This window comes from Kosakonia sp. S42 (genome assembly GCF_016624785.1).
Lineage (GTDB): Bacteria > Pseudomonadota > Gammaproteobacteria > Enterobacterales > Enterobacteriaceae > Kosakonia > Kosakonia cowanii.
The window spans coordinates 284,390-299,374 of sequence record NZ_JACVTW010000002.1 but is presented as its reverse complement, the minus strand read 5'-3'; the positions used below and the strand labels follow the sequence as shown (position 1 = coordinate 299,374).

Here is a 14,985-nt window from a genome sequence, read left to right as displayed (position 1 = left end):
GCCGGGGTGGGGGGGTATTTCAGGACAAAACCCGGATTGCCCGGCACCACCCGCCCCCTCAAATTTTTACGCACGGTGATTTTTTTGATAGCAGTAAGCCTTAAGGAAACAGGAAGTTATGGCAAGACCACCCAAACCACCCGCTTACCTTGATGAAATTGCAGGGCAGCAGTGGAAGACGAAAGCGAAGCAACTGGCCGAACGCGGGGATCTGACTCCCGCCGACTGGAACAGCTTGGAGCTTTATTGCGTTAACTACTCGATGTACCGGAAAGCCGTTGAAGATATTGGCCTGCGTGGGTTTTCTGTCGAAGGTTCGCGCGGTGCAACCACCAGCAATCCGGCGCTGAAAGCGAAATCCGATGCTGAAAAAATCATGATTAAAATGTCGTCGCTGCTGGGCTTTGATCCGGTAAGCCGCCGCCGTAACCCGGTGGAAACGGAAGAGGAAGATGATCTTGACCGTCTGGGATGAGTACGCAAGCGCGATAAAAACGGGCGAAATTCCCGCCTGTAAGCGGGTGAAACAGGCCGTGGAGCGATACTTTTCAGACCTGAATGACCCTTGTTATGTGTTCGATGTGGCGACCGTGGAGCGGTTTATTGCGTTCTCCCGGCTCTGCCCTCACGTCAAAGGCCCGTTGCGCGGACAGGCTATCGAGCTGGAGCCGTGGCAGCAGTTTGCCTTTGCTAACCTGTTGGGCTTTAAAGTCAGGGAGTCAGGTCGCCGTAAGTACAGCAGCGCCTTTATCGAGGTGCCGCGCAAGAATGCCAAATCCACCGTGGCCGCTATGCTGGCTAACTGGTTTCTGGTGATGGAGAAAGGCCAGCAGGATATCTACACGGCGGCGGTTAGCCGGGATCAGGCCCGAATCGTGTTCGACGATGCCCGTCAGATGTGTTTGCTGTCAAAGCCGCTGAAAAAACGCGTCAATATTCAGGCGCATAAGGTTATTTTCCCGAAGAGCAACAGCCTTTTAAAGCCGCTGGCGGCGAAAGCGGCCACCATTGAAGGAACTAACCCCAGCTTGGCAATTGTCGATGAGTACCACCTTCACCCGGATAACGGCGTTTATTCCGCCCTTGAGCTGGGCATGGGCGCTCGTCCGGAGGCGATTTTGTTCGCCATCACTACCGCCGGTAGTAACGTTGTATCTGCCTGTAAACAGCATTATGACTACTGTTGTCAGATTCTGGCCGGGGAAGAGAGCAATGATTCGCTGTTTGTCCTGATCTACGAGCTGGACGACGAAAGCGAGGTTGAACAGCCGGAAATGTGGATCAAGGCTAACCCTAACCTGCATGTGTCCGTGGATGCGGCGAAGCTGGAATCCACCATTCAGAAAGCGCGTGGCATACCGTCGCAGTGGGTGGAGATGCTTACCAAGCGTTTCAATATCTGGTGTCAGGGTTCCACGCCGTGGATGGGGGCCGGTGCATGGGATGCCTGTAAGCTCGATTACAACGAAGAAGACCTTGCCGGAATGGAGTGTTACGCCGGGTTTGACCTGTCCTCTACCAGCGATATTACTAGTGTGAGCTACGCTTTCCCGTTCGACAGGGAGATCAGGCTCCTGACCCGTCATTATCTGCCAGAAGCACAGCTGCTTAACGTAGCCAACAAAAACCGCGCCATCTACCGCCAGTGGGTGAAAGCGGGATGGATACGCACTACCCCCGGTGACTGCATCGACTATGACCGCATCCGTGACGATATCCTGCATGATGCTGAAATCTTCAATATCCGGCTGGTGGGCTTCGATACGTGGAACGCCACGCATCTGCGCACCCAGCTACAGGGGGCGGGCCTTGATGTGGAGCCGTTCCCGCAAACTTATCTCAGGTTCAGCCCGGTAGCGAAGTCCTTTGAGGTATTCGTAAACCGCAGCGTGGTACGCCATCGCTGCGATCCGGTTCTGGCCTGGGCGATTGGTAACGTGGTGATGGAGTCTGACGCCAATGCCAACATCAAGCCCAACAAAAAGAAATCCTCTAATAAGATAGACCCGGCGGTAGCTGCGCTCATGGCGTTTGGCACCTATCAGGCCGAACATGAGGATTTTATATTTGATATTAGCGATAAATATAAAAAACGTGTTCAGGCATTTAATGGAGTTTAAAGAGTCTTTTTATTCATAAAGTTTAATGTGGTTTGTATTAGGCAATAGCGCTATTATAATAACGCTATTGTTTTTATGGCAGATTAAATTTTTATCCAAGAATGCGTCGAGAACGAACCCCTGTATTAAAATTATTTCTAGCGTTCTTATATACATATCTTAGAGGTTGAGATAAGGAGAACACTAATTCGTTCAGCATTGCATGTGCTTCATTATCCTGTATTGAGGCTACGAACTCTTCTAACTCACTGAATCTTTTCATCATATCGAGTACAGCATCATCAATTGCAGGTGCTTTTAGTTTGTTACCTAATGCATAAGTTATATAATCAGGCGGAAGAAGGGTTTCAGGCGAACGTAGTAGTTGATAATTACCGCGTGTAAGCTCAAGCAGCTCTTCAAGGATCGTTGAAAACTTCGTTAAATCGGTCTGCTTATTGCTGACTAGTTGTTTAGGCTGGGATGCTTCTACTTCATCATCAGGAATGCGATCAAGAGAGCTTTTTAAATCAGGCCACCACATTTCAAAGACTTTATTCAATCTTTCTGCTTCTAAAGCATGATCTCCACAACAAAGATTAATGGATGTCATAAGCTTAAAAATGTCTTCTTTATCATATTTTGTTGATTGATATTGAAGCAGAGGACCATTGAAATCCGATGGGTTTATTCTAAAAAGAAATGGACTAACGTTACTTTTATCAACACTTTTACCTAATGCCCCCGCTTCGAAGTTGATCCATGGAGCATGTATGTTTTGTTTTGTGAGACAGATCAAACCATAGGCAGAATGGTCTAATTCCGCAGCAATATCACTAGACCAACGAGCCCCCTTGTCAATATCTTCAGATGAGACATATGGCTGTACAGCTTGAATTACACTCGGTATCCAATCTCTAAATACTTTTGCCACCTTGTGACTTGTAGGTCCTGACCAACTAATGAATACCTTCATATTGTCCCCTCATGAGCAAAGTAGTGTTTTTTATATAGCATTTACCGCATGAGGGTGGGTAGAACCCGAAGGGAATTACTCAGTTGTACTTACACCAAGTATCCTATGGGTATCCTATAAAAAGAAAGCATGCGGCGATTCAGGCTAACTTATTGAAAAGTGGTGGCCCCTGTTGGGTTTGAACCAACGACCAAGCGATTATGAGTCGCCTGCTCTAACCACTGAGCTAAGGGGCCGTGGCGGTGAATTATAGAGTAACTTACCCTCGCAATCCAGCAGGAATCGCCCGGCTGATGTTTTTATAAACAGCGCATTTTCAATCTCTTATACTTAAGTTTATCGTTTCTAATCGGGAGTAAAGCATGATCCACGATATTCTGGCGCCGGGTCTGCGCGTCGTGTTTTGTGGCATTAATCCGGGGAAATCCTCTGCCCATACGGGATTTCATTTTGCACATCCGGGGAATCGCTTCTGGAAAGTGATTCACAAGGCCGGCTTTACCGACCAGCAGTTGCGCCCTGAGGATGAGCACCATCTGCTGGATACGCGCTGCGGCATTACCATGCTGGTACAGCGTCCAACGGTCCAGGCGACGGAAGTCGGGCTACATGAGCTGCGCACCGGCGGCAGGGATCTGGTACATAAAATAGAGGAGTATCAGCCCGCTGCGCTGGCGGTGCTTGGCAAACAGGCGTTTGAGCAGGCCTTTAGCGTGCGCGGTGCGAAGTGGGGTAAGCAGGAGATGACCATTGGCGTGACGCAAATCTGGGTGCTGCCGAATCCCAGCGGCCTGAACCGCGCTTCGCTGGAGAAGCTCGTAGAGGCATACCGTGAACTGGATGAGGCGCTGGCATCGCGCGGCTTGTAAATAACAGGCGAAAAAAAAGCTCCCGTCTGGGAGCTTTTTTGTCTGGCGTGACGATTAATCGTCGAGGAAGCTACGCAGCACTTCAGAGCGGCTCGGGTGGCGCAGTTTGCGCAGTGCCTTCGCTTCGATCTGACGGATACGTTCGCGGGTAACGTCGAACTGTTTACCCACTTCTTCCAGCGTATGGTCGGTATTCATGTCGATACCGAAACGCATGCGCAGCACCTTCGCTTCACGAGCGGTAAGGCCAGCCAGCACATCGTGCGTTGCAGCGCGCAGGCTCTCGGTGGTCGCCGAGTCCAGCGGCAGCTCGAGAGTGGTATCCTCGATAAAATCACCCAGATGCGAATCTTCATCATCGCCAATCGGCGTTTCCATGGAGATTGGCTCTTTGGCGATCTTCAGCACTTTGCGGATCTTATCTTCCGGCATCAGCATACGCTCAGCCAGCTCTTCCGGCGTCGGCTCGCGGCCCATCTCCTGCAGCATCTGGCGAGAGATACGGTTGAGCTTGTTGATTGTCTCAATCATATGCACCGGAATACGGATGGTACGTGCCTGATCCGCGATAGAGCGGGTGATTGCCTGACGGATCCACCAGGTTGCGTAAGTCGAGAATTTGTAACCACGGCGGTATTCAAACTTATCAACCGCTTTCATCAGGCCGATGTTCCCTTCCTGAATCAGATCGAGGAACTGCAGACCACGGTTGGTATATTTCTTGGCGATAGAGATAACCAGACGCAAGTTCGCTTCAACCATCTCTTTCTTCGCACGACGCGCTTTCGCTTCGCCGATAGACATACGACGGTTGATATCTTTAACCTGCTCAATCGTCAGGCCGGTCTCTTCTTCAATCTGCTGCAGCTTCATCAGGCCGCGTTGCACTTCTTCAGTCACATCTTTCAGCTTCTCAGACCACGGTTTGTTCATGGCCAGCGCGGCGTTGAACCAGGTTTCGCTGGTTTCATTACCGGTGAAGAGGGTGATGAAGTTTTTCTTCGGCATTTTGCACTGTTCAACGCACAGCTTCATGATGATGCGTTCCTGGGTACGTACGCGATCCATCATCACGCGCATGCTGTTTACCAGGTAATCGAACTGCTTCGGCACCAGACGGAACTGCTTGAAGACTTCAGACAGCTTAAGGATCTCTTCCTGTGCGGCAGCGTGGCTGCGTCCTTTTGCTTTGATTGTGTCGCGAGCCAGCTCGTACTGCGTACGCAGTTCAGCGAATTTCTCACGCGCCAGCTCAGGGTCGATGCTGTTGTCATCGTCGCTGTCGTCATCGCTGTCGTCTTCTTCTTCATCTTCATCGTCGTCCATCTCTTCGCTGGAGAGCTCAGAGCCGACGTGGGTCGCCGTTGGCGCCATATCTTCTTCGGCGTTCGGATCGACGAAACCGGTGATCAGATCGGAGAGACGAGCCTGCTCTGCTTCAACACGGTCATACTGTTCCAGCAGGTAGGTGATAGCTTCCGGATACTCGGCAACGGAGCACTGAACCTGGTTAATCCCGTCTTCAATACGTTTGGCGATGTCGATTTCGCCTTCACGGGTCAGCAGTTCAACGGTGCCCATTTCGCGCATGTACATGCGCACCGGGTCGGTAGTTCGTCCGATTTCAGACTCTACGCTGGACAGAACCTGTGCAGCGGCTTCTTCAGCATCTTCGTCTGTGTTGTTGGAGTTTTCAGCCAGCAACAGATCATCAGCATCCGGCGCTTCTTCCATCACCTGGATGCCCATGTCGTTGATCATTTGGATGATGTCTTCGATCTGATCGGAGTCGACGATATCTTCCGGCAGATGGTCATTGACCTCGGCATAGGTCAGATAGCCTTGCTCCTTACCACGGGTAACAAGAAGCTTCAGCTGTGACTGCGGGTTTTGCTCCATAAGACGGTATCCACACTTAAATTCATGAGGTTGGTGTCGGTTAGCGAAATAAACCGCCAACATTTAACGCGAGGGTGTATTTATATTTTTGCCGCTGGCCCTCGTCGCGGCTGTCGGGATCAACCCGAACGATTATCGGCACTTAAGCCGTTGAATTTATTTTTTAGCCAGCTCCTGGTTCAACTGCCAGAGCTCCCGGCGTTCTTCGCTGCTTAGACCGTGCGTGCGATCGCGAGCTATCAACTCTTCTTGTCGCCGTTCAAGCATCGAATCAAACATATGATTGAGCGCGTCGGTAAAGGTTTTTTCAGCGATGTCCTTATCTGCTATATCGTCCCACATTGACAGTTTTTCAAGGGTTGCGGCCTCATTCGTGCCGCGATAATGTTCCAGTAACTGCCCAGTTGTCAGACCAGGTTGAGACAAACAAGTGTTGACCAGTTCTGCAAATAAGCCAAGTCCGGGCAGTCTGGATTGATCAAGACCGGCCAGCGAAGGCACTTTTGGTGCAAGCTCCGGATTCTGAATCAACAACCCTATCAGTATACGCATGGTTGTGCGTTTTAGCTGAGGGGCAGGGCGCGCCGCCGCGCTCTCTACCTGCTTTGGCATTAATCGATCGAGCTGTGCATCGTCGAAAATGCCAATCTTGTTGCCGAGGATCTGGCGTAACTGAATGCGCAGCGTCTCGCCCGGCACCTGGTTGATCAACGGCAGTGCCAGCGCGGCAAGCTGCGTTGTCCCATCCGGCGTGGTGAGATCCGCCTTCGGCAACAGGCTATTAAACAGAAACGTGGAGAGAGGCTGAGCCTGCTCCATCCGCGCTTCGAACGCCTCTTTGCCCTCTTTACGCACCAGCGTATCCGGATCTTCGCCATCCGGCAGAAACATAAAACGCAGCTGCCGCCCGTCGCTCATATAGGGCAGCGCGGTTTCCAGCGCCCGCCATGCGGCTTCGCGGCCGGCACGGTCGCCGTCGTAACAGCAGATAACGTTTTTGGTCACCCGGAACAGCAGCTGAATATGATCCGCCGTCGTGGAGGTGCCAAGCGATGCAACGGCATAGTTAATGCCATATTGCGCCAGCGCCACCACGTCCATGTAACCTTCGACCACTAACAGCCGCTGCGGTTCATCCTTATCCTGCTGCGCTTCATAGAGGCCATATAGCTGGCGGCCCTTATGAAAAATATCCGTTTCCGGGGAGTTCAGGTATTTGGGCGTATCGTTGCCCAGCACGCGTCCACCAAAACCAATCACCCGGCCGCGCTTGTCGCGAATCGGAAACATCACCCGCTCGCGGAAGCGATCGTAACTGCGTCCTTGATCGTTTGTGACCAGCATGCCTGCATCGATCAGCGACTTGCGGTTTTCGCTATTGTTGCCGAAACGCTTTAAAACGTTGTCCCAACCGGGCGGCGCGTAACCAATAGCGAATCGCGTAATGACTTCACTGCTCAAACCACGCCTGGAGAGGTACTGACGAGCAGGCTCTGCGGCGGATTGGGTCAGCGACTGCTGATAAAAAGCATTCAGCCCGTCCATCAATTGATAGAGTGTTTGCCGTTGATGGCGCTCTATCAGGCTCGGTCCGCTGCCTGCTTCGAACGGCACTTCGAGGTTGTGCATTGCCGCCAGCTCTTCGACGCTTTCGACGAACTCGAGCTTGTCGTAGTTCATTAAAAAGTCGAGGGCGTTGCCGTGCGCGCCACAACCAAAGCAGTGGTAAAACTGTTTTTCACCGTTCACGGTGAAAGAGGGGGTTTTCTCGTTATGGAATGGACAGCACGCGTGGTAGTTCTTGCCCTGCTTTTTTAGCTTTACGCGCGCGTCGATAAGATCGACGATGTCGGTACGCGCCAGCAGGTCATTGATAAAAACACGTGGGATTCGTCCAGCCATAGGCCCCGTTTTGATCTTATATAATTTTCGTTATGCTCATCAGCGGTAAGTTGCTGAAAAGGCGAAAATTATATCAGGTTATAAACGAAAATAAGCCGCGCATTCCTTTCGGAAGCACGGCCTTACAACTACAACTCGGTCTAACACAGAGGGCGCTCGCCCTCTGTAATTAGTACAGACGAGTACGGCGTGCGTTTTCGCGAGCCAGTTTCTTCGCGTGACGTTTCACAGCGGATGCTTTAGCGCGTTTACGTTCGGTAGTCGGTTTTTCATAGAACTCACGACGACGAACTTCCGCCAGAACACCTGCTTTCTCGCAGGAACGCTTGAAGCGACGCAGAGCTACGTCGAACGGCTCGTTTTCACGTACTTTAATTACCGGCATGTGCCTCTCACCTTTGATTAAATCGGTTTGCCGCTGGCGTTCACGCCAGCTTATTTCAAAATGGTGCGGAATTTTACTGCAACTGGTGCTGCTTTGTAAAGCACCGCCGCCCTTTTTGAAAGGGGACTTTTGTAAGGGTGAGGAGTATACACGAACTCAGCTGCACAAGTGAGCAAAGTTTTACATCGCCCCGCATTCGCCCTACACTGCGCGCTATTGCAAAGAGGTAAACAGAGCCATGCGCGTACTGGGTATTGAAACATCCTGCGATGAAACCGGCATCGCTATCTATGACGACCAGAAGGGTCTTCTCGCTAACCAACTCTACAGTCAGGTAAAACTGCACGCCGATTACGGCGGCGTGGTGCCGGAGCTCGCCTCCCGTGACCACGTGCGCAAAACCGTGCCGCTGATCCAGGCCGCCATAAAAGAGGCCGGATTAACGGCCAAACAGATTGATGCAGTGGCCTATACTGCGGGTCCAGGCCTTGTCGGCGCGCTGCTGGTTGGTGCAACCATTGGTCGTTCGCTGGCCTTCGCCTGGGATGTTCCGGCGATTGCCGTACATCATATGGAAGGGCACCTGCTGGCACCGATGCTGGAAGAGAATCCGCCTGCGTTTCCGTTTGTCGCGCTGCTGGTTTCCGGCGGTCACACGCAGCTGATTAGCGTGACCGGCATCGGTCATTATGAACTGCTTGGCGAGTCTATAGATGATGCTGCCGGCGAAGCGTTCGACAAAACGGCCAAACTGCTGGGTCTTGATTACCCGGGCGGGCCGATGCTGTCGAAGATGGCGGCGCAAGGAACAGAGGGGCGCTTTGTCTTCCCGCGTCCGATGACCGACCGACCGGGGCTCGATTTCAGCTTCTCCGGCCTGAAGACCTTTGCCGCCAACACCATTCGTAATAGTGGCAATGACGATCAGACCCGGGCAGATATCGCGCGCGCCTTTGAGGATGCGGTAGTTGATACGCTGATGATCAAGTGCAAGCGCGCGCTGGATCAAACTGGTTTTACCCGGCTGGTGATGGCGGGCGGCGTCAGCGCTAACCGTACGCTGCGTGCGAAACTGGGGCAGATGATGGAAAAACGTCGCGGGGAAGTGTTCTATGCGCGCCCGGAATTCTGTACCGATAACGGGGCGATGATCGCTTATGCGGGCATGGTGCGCCTGAAAGCAGGTCACGATGTCGGGCTTGGCGTAACGGTGCGTCCGCGCTGGCCGCTGGCCGAACTTCCCGCCGCGTAATTTACTGTTGCCCGGTGTTTTCACGCGCCGGGCAAATCTACGCTTTATCCTGCCGCTTCTTCCTTTTCAGCTTCGTCCAGATTTTGCTCTCCTGATGCCGCCATAAACGCTGAATATTGTCATGATGACGCAGCAGGATCAGGCATGAGAGCATCGCCACCGGAAAGGTGAACTGCGGTTTAAACCACCAGACATAGAATGGCGCAATCAGCGCACTGACAATTGCCCCCAGCGACGAGTAGCCGCTTAACAGCACCGTCAGCAGCCAGGTACCTGCCATCACGCCCGTTAAATCCCAGCCAATCGGCGCAATCGCGCCAAACGCGGTGGCCACGCCTTTACCGCCTTTAAATTTAAAGAATACCGGCCAGATATGGCCCAGACAGGCGGCGATAGCGATAAGGCCCAGCCAGAAGGGCGTAACGCCAAGCGCATAGGCGCCCCAGACCGGCAGCATCCCTTTTAAAACATCAAAAATCAGTACCGCTGCGGCTGCGCCCTTGCCGCCAATACGTAATACGTTGGTAGCACCGGGATTACCGGAGCCACTCTCTCGCGGGTCAGGGAAACCTGCAAGGCGGCAGACCAGGATGGCGCTGGAGATTGAGCCACAAAGGTACGCAAGGAAGATCATCCCAGGCGCGATTGCACTCATAACGCTGTTCCGTTTTGAAAATGTCGTTTTATTCTCTGCATCCATGGATAATACGCATAAATTTTGCAAAGTGGTATCCGGGTTTCGTGCAAATCCTGAAAGATAACCACTCAATTAGCGGCCTGGCGGCAGTAGCCCAGACGCAAATAAGCAGGCGGAGAAAAATGGACATTGTATTTATCGAACAGCTTTCTGTGATCACCACCATTGGTGTTTACGACTGGGAACAGACCATTGAACAGCAGTTGGTGTTCGATATCGAAATGGCGTGGGATAACCGTCAGGCGGCAAAGAGTGATGATGTTCAGGACTGCCTGAGTTATGCGGATATTGCCGATACCGTCGTCGGGCATGTCGAAGGTGCGCGTTTTGCGCTGGTCGAACGCGTCGCGGAAGAGGTGGCAGATCTGCTGCTTGCGCGCTTTAGCTCCCCCTGGGTGCGCATCAAACTGAGCAAACCTGGCGCGGTAGCGCGGGCAAAAAATGTCGGCGTGATCATCGAGCGTGGCCTAAATCCGAAAAAAAGTTTTTAAATTCATCATCGTTAAACCAAACGCTAGTATTCAGGTCATAGATACGGCTTTTCGCGGCTTCTCCATTGGATGAGCCGTTTTTTATATCTTTTTAGGGGTTTATTTGATGAGCGATATGCACTCCCTGCTGGTGGCGGCCATTCTTGGTGTCGTTGAGGGGCTTACCGAGTTTCTTCCCGTCTCAAGTACGGGTCATATGATTATCGTCGGGCATCTGTTGGGCTTTGAAGGCGATACTGCAAAAACCTTCGAAGTGGTGATCCAGCTCGGCTCGATCCTCGCCGTGGTGGTAATGTTCTGGCGCCGCCTCTTTGGCCTTATCGGCATCCATTTTGGCAAACCGCCGCGCCATGAAGGCACCGGCAGCGGGCGTTTGTCGCTGATCCATATTCTGCTTGGCATGATCCCGGCGGTGGTAATTGGCCTGGTGTTGCACGATGCGATCAAAACGCTCTTCAACCCGAAAAATGTCGCCTATGCCTTAGTGGTTGGCGGCGTGCTGCTGATCGCCGCCGAACTGCTGAAGCCGAAAGTGCCGCGTGCGCAGGGCGTGGATGATATGACCTACCGTCAGGCGTTTTTGATTGGCTGCTTCCAGTGTCTGGCGCTGTGGCCGGGCTTCTCCCGCTCCGGTGCGACCATCTCCGGCGGTATGCTGGTGGGTGTCAGCCGTTACGCGGCTTCGGAGTTCTCGTTCCTGCTGGCGGTGCCGATGATGATGGGCGCGACGGCGCTCGATCTCTATAAGAGCATCGGTTTTCTCACCACTGGCGATATCCCGATGTTCGCCGTCGGTTTTGTGACGGCGTTTATTGTCGCGCTGATCGCGATCAAAACCTTCCTGGAGCTGATTAAACACATCTCCTTTATTCCGTTCGCGATCTACCGCTTTATCGTCGCCGCAGCGGTCTACGTCGTCTTCTTCTAAGCGTTATCGCCCTCAGGCTTCGGGCTGAGGGCAGTGCTCTGCTTTCCACTGCGCAACCGCCGCAATACGTCGGCGGGTCAACTCTTCACGCACTGCCGCACCGGTAAAACCTGCTTCAATCACCGCTTTTGTCGGCACAGCACGTGCCACTTCCCAGGCCGCACGCAGTAAGCGCCCCTGCGAGTAATCAATGGCTTCAAAGCCGGTACGCCCGCGCACATCCGCTTCGCTGGTCAGCGCGATTTGCTCGACCCGCTGCGGTTTGCGCCAGGCATCAATAGAGTCGAACAGTTTGACGATGGTTTTCGGCTGCAAAACAGGGAAGGTGTGGATCAGATCGTGGTACTCGGCCACCAGCTTCGCTAAATCGCGCAGCTCATTCGGCACGCGCAGGCGCTGGCACAACCCCTCAACCAGCCGGACACCCGCCGGGCCGTGACCGTGATGGCGTGGCCAGAGCGCAGGTGGGGTCAGCCCCTTGCCGAGATCGTGGCACAGCGTGGCGAAACGCACATCCACCTCGGGGCTCAGCATCGCTGCCATTGATACCGTCATCAGCGTGTGAATACCGGTATCAATCTCCGGGTGCCATTTCGCCGGGGCCGGAACGCCAAACAGCGCATCGATCTCAGGAAAGAGCACCTTCAGCGCGCCGCAGTCACGCAAAACCTGAAAGTAGACCTGCGGATTACGGGTGCGCAGCGCGCTCTCCGTCTCTTTCCACACTCGCTCAGGCGTCAGGTGCGCCAGCTCGCCCGCCCCGGTCATGTCGCGCATCAGCGTCATGGTTTCATCGGCAATACGGAAGCTGAGATGGGCATAACGGGCGGCGAAACGCGCCACGCGCAGCACGCGGAGCGGATCTTCATTAAACGCGGGGGAGACATGGCGCAGAATGCGCTGACGCAGATCCTGCTGACCATTAAACGGGTCGATAATCGTGCCGTTTTCATCCTGCGCCAGTGCGTTGACGGTTAAATCACGGCGCAGCAGATCCTGCTCAAGGGTGACATCGGGGGCGGCATAGCAGGTAAAACCGGTATAGCCGGAGCCGGACTTCCGCTCGGTGCGCGCCAGTGCATATTCTTCGCGGCTTTGCGGATGGAGGAACACAGGAAAATCGCGGCCTACCTGCTGGTAGCCCGCGTCGAGCATCTCTTGCGGCGTGGCGCCGACCACTACCCAATCTCTGTCTTTGACCGGCAGACCCAACAATGTATCGCGTACTGCACCACCGACCAGATAACTCTTCACCCGCCACTCTCCTCTACACATTTGTCGTCAGATAATACGTAAGTGTAGAGAAGATGGCGAATCGGCTTAGTTCATCCAGCGATCTTTGCGTTTACGTGTCGGGATCATGTGCGGCAGTAGCAGGCCGAGCAGCAGACCCGCGCCCAGCACGCCACCGCCATACATAAACCACTGCATAATGATGGTGCGCTGCTTGTCATCAAGCTGCAGGTTAGCGGCGTTGACCTTCTTCTGCGCGACGATTAGCTCATTTTTGAGCTTCTGGTTCTCATCTTTCAGACCGTTAATCACCCCGTCGCTGCGCGCCACTTTCTGCTGCATATCCGCGGTGCGCTGGTTCCAGGTGTTGTCGATATTGGTCAGTTTATCGGTCAACGTTTTCACCTGGTTTTCCAGTTCCGGCACGCGGGTGCGCAGACTTGGCTGGGTGTTAAGCTGCTTAAGCGGGATCCAGGCAGTACGGCCGCTGCTGTCACGCACCTGGCCATACTCATTATTTTGTTGCAGCAGGGCAACCTCTTCACCGGCGTTTACCGTGCCAACAAGGCGGTAATTATCGCCGGGGCCGCTGCGGACCCAGGTGCTCAATTCGTCCGAAACATACCGCTTCTCTTCAGCGTGGGTGCCGACAGAGACGCTAAGCGCGAAAAGGGTTATTCCAATCAGGCGTAAATTTGGCATCAGGCAATCATTATTTTCTTTGAATGTGAATGGTAAACAGTGGCGACAGTCTGACGACACCCGGCAGGTACCATCAATCGGAATCTTCCAGATCAAACTGCGCACTGATGCGAACATTTGCACCCGCCAGATTGCGCATTCATGGCAATTTGGCAAAAAATACTATCTACTGACAAACCGAGGGCGCGTTAGTTCGCCAAAAATTTTCACTGATGTGACATAACCATAAGTGCAAGGCCATGGCTCAGGAAATTGAATTAAAGTTTATCGTGAAGAGCGACTGCGTGGAAACGCTTCGTCACCATCTTCATACGCTGACCGACGAACATATCGCGTCCAGCCAGTTACTCAACATCTATTACGAAACGCCTGACAACTGGCTACGCAGCCATGATATGGGTCTGCGTATTCGCGGTGTGAACGGCCAATATGAGATGACAATGAAAATCGCCGGTCGCGTGATCGGCGGTTTACATCAGCGCCCGGAATACAATATTCCCCTTGATAAGGCCGAACTTGACCTTTCGCGCTTTCCCGCCGAAGTGTGGCCCGCAGGCGGCCTGCCGGACGACCTGCAATCGCGCGCGCAGCCGCTGTTCAGCACCGATTTTTACCGCGAAAAGTGGCTGGTTAACGTCGGCGACAGCCGCATTGAGATTGGCCTCGATTTAGGCGAGGTGAAAGCGGGTGAGTTCGCCGAGCCGATTTGCGAACTGGAGCTGGAGCTGCTGAGTGGCGATGCGGCGGATATTCTCAAGCTGGCGCGCCAGCTGGCGACGCTCTCCTGCCTGCGTCAGGGCAGCCTGAGCAAAGCCGCCCGCGGGTACCAGCTCGCGCAGGGCAATGCGCCACGCGAACTTCGCCCGACCCCCTTTTTGCAGCCCGCGCCGAAAGCGACCGTCGAGCAGGCGTTTGCCAGCGCGCTGGAACTGGCCCTCTCCCAGTGGCAGTACCATGAAGAGCTGTGGGTGCGTGGTGAAGACGCGGCACGGCCTGAAGTGCTGCGCGCGATTGCGCTGCTACGCCACACCTTTACGCTGTTTGGCGGCATTGTGCCGCGTAAAGCGAGCGCTCACTTACGTGACCTGCTGACCCAGGCGGAAGCGACACTGACCTCCGCAGTCTCCGCTGAAACGGCGGTGTGGGATGTGCCGTCGGCGATGGCGAAATTGCTGTTAACAGAGTGGCTGGTGACTCAGGGCTGGCGCGCGTTTCTTGATGAAAAAGCGCAGGCGAAATTTGCCGACTCCTTCAAGCGTTTCGCCGATATCCACCTCTCGCGCACCGCTTCTGAACTGAAAAAGACCTTTGCTCATCACCTTGGCGACAGCTATCGCGATCAGCTGCCACGCCTGGCGCGTGATATCGACAGCACGCTGCTGCTGGCAGGCTATTACGACCGGGCGCTGGCGAACGCGTGGCTGGAGAACTGGCAGGGTCTCTACCATGCGATTGAAACGCGTCAGAAAATCGAAATTGAGCATTTCCGTAATACCGCCATTAACGAGGAGCCATTCTGGCTACACAGCGGGAAACGCTAACGTAAGGACGT

General features: G+C 53.8%; 14 protein-coding genes and 1 tRNA gene. 7 read left to right on the top strand and 8 right to left on the bottom strand.

Features of this window, described 5'->3' with window-relative positions:
• Positions 1–118 precede the first annotated feature (118 nt).
• Positions 119–475: a phage terminase small subunit P27 family gene (locus tag IAE50_RS04775; RefSeq protein ID WP_200134752.1), complete on the top strand. Its 357-nt coding sequence runs from the start codon at positions 119–121 to the stop codon at positions 473–475.
• Positions 459–2,120, top strand: coding sequence for a terminase large subunit (locus tag IAE50_RS04770; RefSeq protein WP_200134800.1), 1,662 nt, complete (start codon positions 459–461; stop codon positions 2,118–2,120). The genes IAE50_RS04775 and IAE50_RS04770 overlap by 17 nt, the downstream gene beginning before the upstream one ends.
• A 91-nt stretch (positions 2,121–2,211) precedes the next feature.
• Here IAE50_RS04770 and IAE50_RS04765 read toward each other — a convergent pair whose 3' ends face one another.
• Together IAE50_RS04765 and IAE50_RS04760 are read right to left on the bottom strand one after the other, a co-directional pair.
• Positions 2,212–3,075, bottom strand: coding sequence for a TIR domain-containing protein (locus tag IAE50_RS04765; RefSeq protein WP_200579713.1), 864 nt, complete (start codon positions 3,073–3,075; stop codon positions 2,212–2,214).
• A 160-nt stretch (positions 3,076–3,235) separates the two neighbouring features.
• Positions 3,236–3,311 (bottom strand) — tRNA-Ile (locus tag IAE50_RS04760).
• A 126-nt stretch (positions 3,312–3,437) separates the two neighbouring features.
• Between IAE50_RS04760 and mug the strand changes: the two genes are divergently transcribed.
• Positions 3,438–3,944, top strand: coding sequence for a G/U mismatch-specific DNA glycosylase (mug, locus tag IAE50_RS04755; RefSeq protein WP_200579712.1), 507 nt, complete (start codon positions 3,438–3,440; stop codon positions 3,942–3,944).
• 54 nt (positions 3,945–3,998) lie between these two features.
• On the opposite strand, the gene rpoD is transcribed toward mug, so the two are convergent.
• The 3 genes from rpoD to rpsU all read right to left on the bottom strand — a co-directional run bounded on the left by rpoD (position 3,999) and on the right by rpsU (position 8,130).
• Positions 3,999–5,843 (bottom strand): RNA polymerase sigma factor RpoD, encoded by a 1,845-nt coding sequence (gene rpoD, locus IAE50_RS04750; RefSeq protein ID WP_042715572.1) that lies wholly within the window; start codon positions 5,841–5,843, stop codon positions 3,999–4,001.
• A gap of 156 nt (positions 5,844–5,999) precedes the next feature.
• Positions 6,000–7,745, bottom strand: a complete 1,746-nt coding sequence (gene dnaG, locus IAE50_RS04745) for a DNA primase (RefSeq protein ID WP_023481053.1) — start codon at positions 7,743–7,745, stop codon at positions 6,000–6,002.
• A 169-nt stretch (positions 7,746–7,914) separates the two neighbouring features.
• Complete coding sequence (gene rpsU, locus IAE50_RS04740; protein WP_001144069.1) at positions 7,915–8,130, bottom strand: 30S ribosomal protein S21; 216 nt, start codon at positions 8,128–8,130, stop codon at positions 7,915–7,917.
• A gap of 238 nt (positions 8,131–8,368) precedes the next feature.
• Here rpsU and tsaD point away from each other — a divergent pair, with 238 nt between their 5' ends.
• Positions 8,369–9,382: a tRNA (adenosine(37)-N6)-threonylcarbamoyltransferase complex transferase subunit TsaD gene (tsaD, locus tag IAE50_RS04735; protein WP_042717958.1), complete on the top strand. Its 1,014-nt coding sequence runs from the start codon at positions 8,369–8,371 to the stop codon at positions 9,380–9,382.
• A 37-nt stretch (positions 9,383–9,419) separates the two neighbouring features.
• Here the strand turns inward: tsaD and plsY are convergent, their stop codons facing one another.
• Positions 9,420–10,037 (bottom strand): glycerol-3-phosphate 1-O-acyltransferase PlsY, encoded by a 618-nt coding sequence (plsY, locus tag IAE50_RS04730; RefSeq protein ID WP_023480785.1) that lies wholly within the window; start codon positions 10,035–10,037, stop codon positions 9,420–9,422.
• Between the two features lie 164 nt (positions 10,038–10,201).
• Here plsY and folB point away from each other — a divergent pair, with 164 nt between their 5' ends.
• Together folB and bacA are read left to right on the top strand one after the other, a co-directional pair.
• A complete protein-coding gene (gene folB, locus IAE50_RS04725) occupies positions 10,202–10,570 on the top strand; it encodes a bifunctional dihydroneopterin aldolase/7,8-dihydroneopterin epimerase (RefSeq protein ID WP_200134757.1) in 369 nt (122 codons plus the stop codon).
• Between the two features lie 106 nt (positions 10,571–10,676).
• On the top strand, positions 10,677–11,498 hold the full coding sequence (gene bacA / locus IAE50_RS04720) for an undecaprenyl-diphosphate phosphatase (protein WP_094422157.1): 822 nt from the start codon (positions 10,677–10,679) through the stop codon (positions 11,496–11,498).
• 12 nt (positions 11,499–11,510) lie between these two features.
• On the opposite strand, the gene IAE50_RS04715 is transcribed toward bacA, so the two are convergent.
• Positions 11,511–12,752 (bottom strand): multifunctional CCA addition/repair protein, encoded by a 1,242-nt coding sequence (locus IAE50_RS04715; RefSeq protein ID WP_139965639.1) that lies wholly within the window; start codon positions 12,750–12,752, stop codon positions 11,511–11,513.
• Positions 12,753–12,818: 66 nt separating this feature from the next.
• Positions 12,819–13,433: a TIGR04211 family SH3 domain-containing protein gene (locus tag IAE50_RS04710; protein ID WP_023480821.1), complete on the bottom strand. Its 615-nt coding sequence runs from the start codon at positions 13,431–13,433 to the stop codon at positions 12,819–12,821.
• A 239-nt stretch (positions 13,434–13,672) separates the two neighbouring features.
• Here IAE50_RS04710 and IAE50_RS04705 point away from each other — a divergent pair, with 239 nt between their 5' ends.
• Positions 13,673–14,974, top strand: a complete 1,302-nt coding sequence (locus tag IAE50_RS04705; RefSeq protein ID WP_200579711.1) for an inorganic triphosphatase — start codon at positions 13,673–13,675, stop codon at positions 14,972–14,974.
• The last annotated feature ends 11 nt before the right edge of the window (positions 14,975–14,985 follow it).